A 12,678-nucleotide genomic window follows, 5' to 3' on the forward strand; every position below is an offset into this window, starting at 1 on the left:
TTACTAAGTTTTTTTCTTAGCTGGTCAGAATTTTAATTTATAATTGTTTTTTATGTTTTCATAGTTTTGAGTTGCTGAGATCCTAATTTTTTTATCAGAACCTTAGAGTCTTAGCAACTTAGAACCTTACGGAATTACATTCAGCATCTTTTGAGTTGCTATAATTGCGGCAACTGTTTGATCTGAATCTAAACCACGGGTTTTAAATTCTTTTCCGTTGTTTACCCAGGTAATGATTGTTTCGCATAATGCGTCAGAGCTACTTCCTGGCGGGATTCGAACCGCATAATCGATCAGTTTTGGAAGTGTTAGTTTCTTGCTTTTATAGATTTTTGACAAAGCATTCATAAAAGCGTCAAACTGACCATCTCCTTGTGCGTTTTCCTCAATGATTTCATCATCAATTTTTAGGAGCAAAGTCGTTGAGGGACGCATTCCTTTTGAGTGCATTAATACATACGATTCTATTGTGATTTTATCTTCATAAGTATGACTGTCCAAAACATCTGAAATAATGTATGGAAGATCTTCCTTAGTAACAGTTTCCTTTTTATCTCCTAATTCAATGATTCTTTGTGTGACCAATTTTAAATCTTCGTTGTTTAGTTTTAAACCTAATTCCTGAAGATTCTTTTCGATATTGGCTTTTCCTGAAGTTTTGCCTAAGGCATATTTACGTTTTCTTCCAAAACGTTCCGGAAGCAAATCATTAAAATATAAATTGTTTTTGTTATCTCCATCCGCATGGATTCCGGCAGTTTGTGTAAAAACATTATCGCCAACAATTGGTTTATTGGCAGGAATTCTATATCCTGTAAAAGTCTCAACTAATTTACTGACCGTGTATAAAGATGTCTCTTTAATATTGATGCTAACTTCTGGCAGATAATCGTTTATAACGGCAACAGTGCTTTCAAGCGGTGCATTTCCGGCTCTTTCTCCCATTCCGTTTACAGTAACGTGAAGTCCGTTTATGCCTGCTTTTACAGCCTCCATAACATTGGCAATGCTTAAATCGTAATCATTATGTGCGTGAAAATCAAAATGAATTTGCGGATATTTTGTTCTGATTTTTGTGATGAATTCAAAAGTCAAAGACGGAATTAATACACCTAGAGTATCAGGAAGCAGAATTCTTTTGATGGGTTGAGTAGATAAAAAATCAAGAAACTGAAAAACATATTCAGGTGAATTTCTCATTCCGTTACTCCAGTCCTCAAGATAAACATTTGTTTCAATATTGTTTTCTTTTGCTAAAGCTATGATTTGAGCAATTTCTAAAAAATGCTGTTCGGGCGTTTTTTTTAATTGATGTGTCAGGTGATTCATTGAACCTTTGGTCAATAAATTCTGCACTTTGGCACCCGCTTTTTTCATCCATTCGATCGAAACGCCACCGTCTACAAACGAGAGTACTTCAATACGATTAATATATCCTTTTTCGGCTGCCCAGGATGTAATGCCTTTTACGGCCTGAAATTCGCCCTCGCTTACACGCGCCGAAGCAATTTCGATTCTATCAATATTTAATTCCTCCAACAACAATTGCGCAATGGTTAGTTTTTCTGCAGCAGAAAATGATACTCCAGATGTTTGTTCACCATCGCGGAGCGTCGTATCCATTATTTCAATTTTTCTTCTTTCCATATTGATATTCTAATTTCTAATGGCTGGATATTATTGATCCATATTTTAATTTCGACGCCGATTTTACTGATTCTCTTTACGAAGACTCGGATTACCACTGATTTTTACTTTAGCTAAAAATAAAATCTGTTTTTTTTAGCGTTTTTGCGATAGCAAATCAGTTGTATCCGCGTTCTGTGTTTTCTCATTTAATTTAGAAAAACCCGACAGGTTTTGAAAACCTGTCGGGTCTAAATAGATTGAACAAGATTTTTCTTAGTAAGGAAGTTTATCTGCGAAAGTCACGATATCTTCTTTAATATTTTGCAAATAATCAATGTCATCAAAGCCATTAACCATATTGTTCTTTTTGTAACCGTTAATAGCAAAAGATTCTTGTTGACCAGTTGCTAACAAAGTAATCGTTTGGTTTGGTAAGTTGATTTCTAATTGTGTATTAGGATCAGCTTCAATTGCTTTAAAAATAATATCTGCAAATTCTGGGCTCACCTGAACAGGCAATACGCCAATGTTTAAACAGTTTCCTTTAAAGATATCTGCAAAGAAACTTGAAACTACAGCACGAAATCCGTAATCATAAACAGCCCAGGCTGCATGTTCTCTTGAAGATCCTGAACCGAAGTTTTTTCCTCCCACAAGAATTTTTCCGCTGTAAGTTGAATTGTTCAAAACGAAATCAGCTTTTGGGGAGTCGTCTCCGTTATATCTCCAGTCTCTAAAAAGATTGTCTCCAAAACCTTCACGTTTTGTAGCTTTCAGGAAACGAGCCGGAATGATTTGATCTGTATCTACGTTCTCAATAGGCAACGGCACTGCGCTGCTGGTAAGTATATTAAATTTATCGTATGCCATTTTTATTTTTAATTTTTGATTAACGATTTTTGATTTTTCTTCTCAGAAAAGAAAAATTGTAATCGTTAATATTTTGTAAAATGTAAATTGAAATTTTTTAAAGATTTTTTTAAAAGGATTAACGAAGAAATCTGAAATCAAAAATCGTTAATCTACATTCATAAATCTTTTAAAATAACTCCCTCGGATCCGTTAGTTTTCCTGTTACAGCAGCAGCAGCGGCCATAATTGGGCTTGCTAATAATGTTCTTGAACCAGGACCCTGACGACCTTCAAAGTTTCTGTTTGATGTACTTACTGCATATTTTCCTGCAGGAACTTTGTCATCGTTCATTGCTAAACAAGCCGAACAACCAGGCTGACGCAATACAAAACCAGCTTCGGTTAAAATATCCAATAAACCTTCTTCTTTAATTTGAGCTTCAACAACGTGAGAACCCGGAACTAACCAAGCGGTAACATTATCTGCTTTTTTTCTTCCTTTTACAATTTCAGTAAAAGCTCTAAAATCTTCAATACGTCCGTTTGTACAACTTCCTAAGAAAACATAATCAATTGGTTTTCCAATCATCACATCGTCTTCTTCAAAGCCCATATAGGCAAGAGATTTTTTGTAAGTTTCCGCACCGCCTTCAACTTGATTGGCGTTCGGAATATGTTTTGAGATACCAATTCCCATTCCCGGGTTAGTACCATAAGTAATCATTGGTTCAATATCTGAAGCTTTGATGTTTAATTCAGCATCAAAAACAGCATCATCATCGGTTTTAAGTGTTTTCCAATAAGCAACCGCTTTGTCCCAGGCTTCGCCTTTTGGAGCATATAATCTGCCTTCAAGGAAATCAAAAGTTTTTTGGTCAGGCGCAATCATTCCGCCACGAGCACCCATTTCGATACTTAGGTTACAAACCGTCATACGACCTTCCATTGTCATGTTTTCGAAAACATCACCGGCGTATTCAACAAAATAACCAGTACCTCCGGAAGTAGTCAATTGAGCAATAATATAAAGAGCAACGTCTTTTGGACCAACACCTTTGCTTAATTCACCATTTACGTTGATGCGCATTTTCTTTGGTTTTGGCTGCATGATACATTGAGTAGAAAGTACCATTTCGACCTCAGAAGTTCCAATACCAAAAGCAATCGCTCCAAAAGCACCGTGAGTAGATGTGTGAGAATCTCCACATACAATAGTAGCACCTGGCAAAGTAATTCCGTTTTCAGGACCAACTACGTGTACAATTCCATTTTTAATGTGACCTAAACCCCAGTGCGAAATTCCGTATTCGGCAGCATTATCTTCAAGCGCTTTAAGCTGATTGGCAGATAAAGCATCTTCAACTGGTAAATGTTGGTTTATGGTTGGTGTATTGTGATCTGCAGTTGCAAAAGTACGTTCAGGGTATAAAACCTTAACGCCTCTGGCTTTTAATCCTAAAAAAGCAACAGGACTCGTAACCTCATGAATGAAATGACGGTCAATAAAAAACACATCCGGTCCATCTTCAATTTTACGCACTACATGTGAATCCCATACTTTGTCAAATAATGTCTTACTCATTTTTTATTTTTTTTAATTGTAATTTCTAACCACAGCAATTTCCTGCTCATTATAATAGAAAAACAAAATTAGAAAAAGATATAAGGTCGTCAATTTCAATATTTCATTATATACGATACCCAAACCAAAATACAAATTGCGATTGGCTTTTTTGTAATCAGATTTGGTTGTAGAATGGATATAAATTGGTTTTACTTTTCTTTTTTACTTCAATTTTGATGGAATTGCTTTAATTTTAATAGTTGGCAAATTTATCTCAAAATCAATACAAAATATAGCTTTCTATTATAAAAAATGTAACAATATAAATAAAAATAGTAATAATTGTTAGTTTTGGATTCTTTTTAGAACATTGGAAATAAGAAATTAGTTCACTTTTGTCAGGTATTTAAAATCAGATTTTACATCATTTTTCTAATTAAAATAATACGACATCCAAGAATTGCATTTTTTTGTTTTTTAGAATGAAATTAAACGAATATTAAAAAATTTTGATTCTTAAAATTAATCGATTATGACAAGTAGCTGACATTTAATTCCTAAAAGAACGATTAATATTGATAATTCTAATTTAAAAAAAAAAGATATTATGAATTTAAATGAATTTGCATACAAGCTTGGTGTTTTAGGAACCGTAATTATTTTAATCTGGGTAGGGCTTTTTAAATTCACAGCTGTGGAAGCCGGCGCTATAAAAGATTTAGTTGAAAATCATTTTGCAATGAGTTGGATGTATAAAGTGATGTCTGTTCAGCAGGTTTCTAATTGTATTGGGATTTTTGAAGTTGTTACCGGAATTGGACTTTTGCTTTCTTTGTTTTTTAAGAAAATTGGTTTTTATGCAGGTTGTGCTTCTGCAATTATATTTGTCACAACGTTAAGTTTTTTAATTACAACTCCCGGAGTTTTTAAAAGTGTAGAGGGATTCCCGGTAACTGATTTTTTTATTTTAAAAGACATTCCTTATTTGGCAATTTCGTTAATGGTCTGTGTAAAAGGCAGGGAATAAAATAAGTACAATTCTTAACAAAAATCAGTAGTTAATTTGTCTAAAAAAAGACTAAATTTGAACTTCCTCCATTTTTATTTCGTAGATTTCTATTGATCATTAAATCAGTGATTTATGATGTGAAAATTTTGGGATTTGGAATTTTTTAATTTGCCTTTTTACAAAACCTATGTATTTAATATTCGATACTGAAACTACTGGATTACCAAAACGTTGGGACGCTCCAATAACTGATTCTGATAACTGGCCTCGCTGTATTCAGATCGCGTGGCAGCTTCACGACGAAATGGGAATTCTTATTGAACATCAGGATTATTTGGTAAAACCTGATGGATTCAACATTCCGTATGACGCAGAACGTATTCACGGAATTTCGACTGAATTGGCTGAAGCCGATGGAATTACTTTAGCAGAAGTTTTGGAGAAATTCAATATTGCATTAAGTAAAACCAAATTTATTGTCGGTCAGAATTTAGGTTTTGACGTTAATATTATGGGGGCTGAATTTCATAGAGCTGGAGTTGATTCTCCTATGGCTTCAATGCCGGTTTTGGATACTTGTACAGAGGTTACCGCTTCATTATTAAAACTTCCGGGAGGTCGTGGAGGAAGGTTTAAATTACCAACCTTAACAGAATTGCACAGTTATCTTTTTGATAAACCTTTTGCAGAAGCGCACAACGCAACTGCCGATGTTGAGGCAACCACGCGTTGTTTTCTTGAATTAATAAGAAGAGAGGTTTTTACCAAAGAAGAACTGGATGTTCCCAAGGATTACTTTAAGGAATTTCAAAATAGAAACCCTCAGGAATTTCCTTTAATAGGACTAAAACACATCAACTTAAAAGCGGCTTCTGATAAAATCAGAGAGCAATTAAGAGCTTTAGAATCTAATGACAAACAAACTACGGTTTCCGGTTCTGACAGAGAAGATTTTAAAGCAGCAAAATATGCGCATTTACACAATCATACACAGTTTTCGGTTTTACAATCCACAATAGGAATTGCAAATATTGTTGCGGCTACAGCCAAAAACGGAATGCCGGCTGTTGCAATGACAGATACCGGAAATATGATGGGGGCTTTTCACTTTGTGAGCGCTGTTATGAATCATAATAAAGCGGCATCCGGAAAAAATAAAGCCTTAGTTGAAGCTGGCGAAGAACCAACAGAAACTGAAATAAAACCAATCGTAGGCTGCGAATTTAATGTTTGCGACAATCACCTTGATAAAAGCAAAAAAGACAATGGAAATCAGATTGTTTTATTAGCCAAGAATAAAAAAGGATATCACAATCTGGCGAAAATGTCGTCGATTGCCTTTACGGAAGGATTTTATTATGTTCCAAGAATTGATCGAAAAATTGTCGAACAATACAAAGAAGATATCATGGTTTTGTCCGGGAATTTATACGGAGAAATCCAGAGTAAAATTCTGAATGTTGGTGAAAACCAAGCCGAAGAAGCTTTGATTTGGTGGAAACAACAATTTGGCGATGACTTTTATCTTGAAGTAATGCGCCACAATCAGGAAGACGAAAATCGTGTTAACAAAACCCTGATTGAGTTTTCTCAAAAACACAATGTCAAATTAATTGCGACAAACAATACCTATTATTTAAATAAAGAAGACGCCAATGCGCACGATATTTTATTGTGTGTAAAAGATGGTGAAAAACAGGCTACACCAATTGGTCGTGGACGAGGATATCGCTACGGATTGCCTAATCAGGAATACTATTATAAGTCATCTGAAGAGATGAAAAAACTCTTCTCTGATTTACCTGATGCGATTATCAACATTCAGGAAATTGTTGATAAGGTCGAGATCTACTCACTTTATCGTGATGTATTGCTTCCTAAATTTGATATTCCGCAGGAGTTTGTAGTTATTGAAGATGAAGCGGATGGTGGAGTTAGGGGTGAGAATAAATATTTGCGTCACCTTACAATGGTGGGCGCAGAAAAGCGATATGGAGTAATTACCGAATCTATTCAGGAACGTTTGGATTTTGAATTATTAACGATTTCGAATTCCGGATATCCGGGTTACTTCCTGATTGTCCAGGATTTTATCGCCGAAGCCAGAAATATGGACGTTTCTGTTGGTCCCGGTCGTGGATCTGCAGCGGGTTCTGCCGTTGCTTATTGTTTAGGGATTACAAATATTGACCCTATTAAGTACGATTTGCTTTTTGAGCGTTTCCTGAATCCGGATCGTGTATCGATGCCCGATATTGATATTGACTTTGATGATGAGGGTCGTGGTCGTGTAATGGAGTATGTAATCAATAAATACGGTAAAAATCAGGTTGCGCAAATTATTACCTATGGTAAAATGGCAACCAAATCAGCGATTCGTGATACGGCGCGTGTATTGGATTTACCATTATTTGAAGCCGACAGAATTGCAAAACTGATTCCGGCGATGATGCCGTCAAAATGGAATTTGGCGCGTTTTATTTCTGAGAATGAAGATGAGGTTAAAAAAGCACTTCGTTCTGATGAGTTTGATAACGTAAAAGAATTAATCGCCATTGCCAATGAAAACGATTTGGCCGGAGAAACAATTCAGCAGGCAAAAATCCTTGAAGGATCAATGCGAAATACCGGAATTCATGCATGTGGGGTAATCATTACGCCATCGGATATTACGAATTTCGTTCCTGTTACAACTGCCAAAGATTCTGATTTATATGTAACCCAGTTTGATAACTCGGTTGCAGAAAGTGCAGGATTGCTGAAGATGGACTTCTTGGGTCTGAAGACCCTTACCTTAATAAAAGATACCGTTAAACTGGTAAAATATAGAAACAACATTGATCTTGATCCGGATACATTCCCAATTGATGATGTTGAAACATATGCACTTTTCCAGAGAGGAGAAACGGTTGGAATCTTTCAATACGAGTCACCCGGAATGCAGAAATATATGAAAGATCTGAAGCCAACGGTTTTTGGAGATTTAATTGCCATGAATGCCTTGTATCGTCCGGGACCTTTGGAATATATTCCGTCTTTCGTTCGAAGAAAAAATGGCGAAGAGGAAATCAAATACGATTTAGATGCTTGTGAGGAATATTTAGGAGAAACTTACGGAATTACCGTTTACCAGGAGCAGGTAATGCTTTTGTCGCAATCGCTGGCTGACTTTACAAAAGGTGAGGCCGACGTTTTGCGTAAGGCGATGGGTAAGAAACAAAAAGAAGTACTGGATAAAATGAAGCCTAAGTTTGTAGAACAAGCAGCAAAAAAAGGTCACGATGCAAAAGTTTTAGAGAAAATCTGGAAAGACTGGGAAGCATTTGCGAGTTACGCCTTCAACAAATCGCACTCGACTTGTTACGCCTGGATTGCATATCAAACAGCGTACTTAAAAGCACATTATCCTGCAGAATATATGGCAGCGGTTCTTTCGAATAACATGAATGATATTAAACAAGTATCATTTTTTATGGAAGAATGTAAGCGAATGGGATTGCAGGTTTTAGGACCGGATGTAAATGAGTCATTTTATAAATTTACTGTAAATGATGAGTATGCAGTACGTTTTGGGATGGGCGCCATTAAAGGAGTGGGTTCCGGAGCTGTGGCAACAATTGTAGAAAGTAGAAAAGATGGCAGGTACAAATCGATTTTTGATTTGGCTAAAAGAATAGATTTGCGTGCAGCTAACAAAAAAGCAATCGAAAACCTTGCTTTGGCAGGTGGTTTTGATTCGTTTGAAGGAACTACAAGAGCACAATATTTTCATGATGATGGCGACGGAATTACATTTTATGAAAAAGCGATTCGTTACGGTTCTAAATTTCAGGAAAACGAAAATTCATCGCAGGTAAGTTTGTTTGGGGAATCAAGTGAGGTTCAGATTGATGAGCCTATTGTGCCTCCGTGTGAAGACTGGAGCACGATGGAAAAATTAGCCAAAGAAAAGGAAGTAGTTGGAATTTATATTTCAGGACATCCTCTTGATGATTTTAGATTTGAGATGAAATACTTCTGCAATGCCAGATTAGAGGCTCTGAAAAGTATGAATGAATATGTAGGTAAAAATTTGAATTTTGCCGGAATCATTAATAATGTGCAGCACCGTGTAGCAAAAAACGGAAAAGGCTGGGCAGTATTTAATTTAGAAGGATATGATGAAAGTTATGAATTCAAGATTTTTGGCGAAGAATACCTAAAATTCCGTCACTTCCTGATTCAGAATAATTTTGCCTTCCTGAAAATTTTAATAAAAGATGGTTGGGTAAATCACGATACAGGTAAAAAATCTGATCCAAGATTGCAATTTGTTGAGATTAGGCAATTGCAGGATATTCTGGAAGCCTTTGCTAAAAAATTGATTTTATTACTGAATATTACAGACCTGCAAGCTGAATTTATTCATAATTTGAGTCAATTGTTCAATGAGAATAAAGGCGATAATTCTGTGACTTTTGAAATTATGGAGTTAGAAAAAATTAAACGTTTAGTTGAGGTAGAAACTCCAGCTGATTTTGAAGAAACAACTGATGCTGTTTTTGTAGATGAGAATGAAGATACAGATTCTGCCATTGAAGAAACTAAAATTCAGGAAGTAAATGAAGTTGAAGAAATAAAGGTAGTAACTAAGTTAACGATGCCAAGTCGCAGGGTAAAAGTTAAGATTTCTACCGAGCTATTGATAGAATTAGAGAAAATGCAGGTAAATTTTAAGCTAAACTAAAATTTAACAGTTAAAATTTGATATAATGCATTTTTTTTTAGTTAAAAATATGCATGCATAGTAGTTTTTTAGTACTTTAGATTAAAATTACAACGATTTCGTTCCAAGTCTAACATTACAAACTGTAAGAATATGTTAAAATAATCTATGTTTGTAAAAAATAATTAAAAAACAGAATTATGAAAAAGAACCTATTTTTACTCGGATTATTAGTTTGCTCTATGGCGACAATGGCGCAAACAGAAAAAGCAGATAAACCAGAATCATGGTATTTTAAATTAGGAGGATCTTATTTTATTCAGACTGCTGCTACTGAATTTCCAACTGTGGGAGGAAATCTTCCTTTAGACAGAACTTTTGTAGGAGGGAAATTAGTTTCTGAAGAAAGTGTTACAGGTTCTTTTGGTGAAGGTTTCAGAACTGGATTAACAGCCGGATATAGATTTAATGCCCGTTTAGGGGTTGAGTTAGGTGTTAATTATTATACTAGTAAAGATAAGACAATGGCACAAACCAGATCAGATGTGCCTATTACTCCAGCTGGTGTATATGCTTTTAAATCAGTAGGTCAGATTACTGCTTTTGATCTTGCCCCTGCATTGGTTTTGTTTTTAGGAGAACACAAAGGTTTTGAACCCTATACTAAGGTTGGTATTTTAGTTCCTATTCATGGAGATTTAGAAATCACTTCAGATGCTTACGCTCCAATTGCTTTTTCAAATACAGGAGTTCCAACTGCTTTTGGAAATGTTCATAGTGTTGATAAAGTAAAACCAAATCCAACAGTTGGATTTGTTGCTGCTTTAGGAACATCTTATAAATTAGGAAAAAATATTTCAGTTTTTGGTGAATTGGAATACCGTAACTTTACTGTACACGGAAAAACTAAAGAAACTACAGAATTTAATGTTAATGGTAATGATGCTTTGGCAACTAGATCTGCTTCTCAAATACATACAAATTACAGAGACAGATTAGACGTTAATTCTAATAATGCTTTAACAAATCCGAATGGTGTTGATAAAACAAAACCAATGGATGAATTAAGCTCGTATGTTGGGATCTCAGGTTTAGGTTTGACTTTAGGTCTTAAATACAGCTTGTAATTCTTAGAAAATTATACTTAATAAAAGAGGTTGTCTGAAAAGACGACCTCTTTCTTTTATTATACTAGTAGATTTACAGAGTGTTTCTTGAAAAATGTAAATTTGGGCTAAAATGGTCTTCTATAAACTTTTCTAAAGCTTCTACGAGATCAAAAATGAGGTTAAAATTGCCCAAACGGATTTTAGCGATCCATTTAGAAAAGTTGTGAGCAATAGCAATCAGGCCAAATTCAGTATTTACTTTGGCTGTTTTGGTAAGTGTAAATCTTTTAAATCCTTTGTTTTGCTTGATGTTAGCAAAAACCGGCTCTGGTTCAATACATCTTTTACTATAAATTTCCCTGCCCAATTCACTTTCTAAATTCTCTCTTGCCTTGAATTTCAGTCTTTGAAGATTGTGATTAATTTCTATCCGTCTGTTCCCCTTAGCTTTAAAGCATTGCCCCCGCAGAGGACATCCTGCGCAATTTAAAGCCTCATATACCGAATGATACTGTTCAAAACCAGTTGTAGTTTTTGATTTCTTAGTAAAGATACGAGGCATTTGCTGCCCCATTGGACAAACCAAAAAGTCTTGCTCATTATTATGAAACAGGTTTTGTGCGTGGAATAAATTGTTTTTATGCTTACGGGTCTCTTCGATACGGTACATGTTGTAGGGAACAAAAAAATCAATTTCTTTGTCTTCAAGGAGTTGATAATTTTCCTCACTTCCATAGCCCGCATCGGCTATAACTTTTGCAGATTGTTTGCCGTAGTTGCTTTTGAATCCTTCTAAGTGAGTCTTTAATGTGGTAAAATCAGTAGAAGTCTGGTGGGTGGAGTAATGTGTAATAATTTGATTTTCTGTAGAAATCTGAATATTATAACCCGCTTTTAATTGTCCGTTGCCCATATGATCTTCTTTCATGCGCATAAAAGTAGCATCGGTATCGGTTTTCGAATAACTGTTTCTATCCCCCAGAATTTCGAGATGTTTCTCATATTCTTTAAGTTTTACAAGCTGTTCTTTCTCGAGTTTTTGAAGTGATTTGTTCTGCTGTTTACTCAGCTTCTGCTTTTTTTCACTTTGGTTGATCTCGTGTATTTTTTCTTCTAATTTCTTACTGTCTACCTTGGTATCAGTTTGGTTATCAGTATGCATAATGTCTGACTCGATAGCCTGACCAATATCTGCCAGAACAGCATCGATTTTTCCCTGAAGCCTGTCTTTATGTTTTTCAACTGCTTTCTTCCACACAAAGCTGTATTTATGTGCGTTGGCTTCTATTTTAGTACCATCAATAAATTGTCTCTCCAGGCTAATGAGCTCTAAATCTACCATCATCAGAACGACCTGGCTGAAAAGTTTTTCGATATTCCCTTTTAATTTTTTTCCTCTAAAGTCATTGATAGTTCTAAAATCCGGCTGAAGTCCTCCCGAGAGCCACATAAAATATATATTCTCCTTCACGGCTCTAGCCAGCTTTCGGCTGGAATAGGTATTATTGAGATATCCGTAAAACAATATTTTCAATAACATCTTAGGATGGTAGCTGGATCTTCCACCGCCTTTAAACTGTGATATAATCTCGGAAATTTCCAACTGTTCAACAACACTGTCTATTAATCGGGCAGAATGATTCTCTGGGATCAGATCATTTAAATTCAATGGAAAAAGATCTTGCTGGTGAACCGAATGAGGCTTAAAAACTGGCTGCATAATCATTGATTTTAGTACTTAAATATAAGAAAAATCAATGTGTAAAACAAAAAAAAACTGCCCGAAATTACTTTTCGGACAGCCTCTTTT

General features: G+C 35.3%; 7 protein-coding genes. 3 read left to right on the forward strand and 4 right to left on the reverse strand.

Translation table 11 applies throughout. From position 1 onward, the window contains the following. Positions 1–126: 126 nt before the first annotated feature. The 3 genes from QLQ94_RS06585 to leuC form a co-directional block, all read right to left on the reverse strand. Entirely contained in the window at positions 127–1,647 is a 1,521-nt protein-coding gene (locus QLQ94_RS06585) for an alpha-isopropylmalate synthase regulatory domain-containing protein (RefSeq protein WP_271337454.1), read from the reverse strand. Positions 1,648–1,902: 255 nt separating this feature from the next. Further along, positions 1,903–2,499: a 3-isopropylmalate dehydratase small subunit gene (leuD, locus tag QLQ94_RS06590; RefSeq protein ID WP_271337455.1), complete on the reverse strand. Its 597-nt coding sequence runs from the start codon at positions 2,497–2,499 to the stop codon at positions 1,903–1,905. A 169-nt stretch (positions 2,500–2,668) separates the two neighbouring features. After that, positions 2,669–4,063 carry a 3-isopropylmalate dehydratase large subunit gene (leuC, locus tag QLQ94_RS06595; protein ID WP_271337456.1) on the reverse strand — a complete coding sequence of 465 codons (1,395 nt, stop codon included), beginning with the start codon at positions 4,061–4,063 and terminating at the stop codon, positions 2,669–2,671. A gap of 589 nt (positions 4,064–4,652) precedes the next feature. Between leuC and QLQ94_RS06600 the strand changes: the two genes are divergently transcribed. The 3 genes from QLQ94_RS06600 (at position 4,653) to QLQ94_RS06610 (ending at position 10,886) form a co-directional block, all read left to right on the forward strand. Continuing rightward, positions 4,653–5,072: a DUF417 family protein gene (locus QLQ94_RS06600; protein ID WP_271337457.1), complete on the forward strand. Its 420-nt coding sequence runs from the start codon at positions 4,653–4,655 to the stop codon at positions 5,070–5,072. Between the two features lie 169 nt (positions 5,073–5,241). Further along, positions 5,242–9,780: a DNA polymerase III subunit alpha gene (gene dnaE, locus QLQ94_RS06605; protein ID WP_271337458.1), complete on the forward strand. Its 4,539-nt coding sequence runs from the start codon at positions 5,242–5,244 to the stop codon at positions 9,778–9,780. 179 nt (positions 9,781–9,959) lie between these two features. Then, a complete protein-coding gene (locus QLQ94_RS06610; RefSeq protein ID WP_271337459.1) occupies positions 9,960–10,886 on the forward strand; it encodes an outer membrane beta-barrel protein in 927 nt (308 codons plus the stop codon). Between the two features lie 73 nt (positions 10,887–10,959). Here QLQ94_RS06610 and QLQ94_RS06615 read toward each other — a convergent pair whose 3' ends face one another. Further along, positions 10,960–12,594 (reverse strand): IS1182 family transposase, encoded by a 1,635-nt coding sequence (locus tag QLQ94_RS06615; RefSeq protein ID WP_482499385.1) that lies wholly within the window; start codon positions 12,592–12,594, stop codon positions 10,960–10,962. Positions 12,595–12,678 lie beyond the last annotated feature (84 nt).

It is taken from the genome of Flavobacterium sp. B114r (assembly GCF_056824125.1).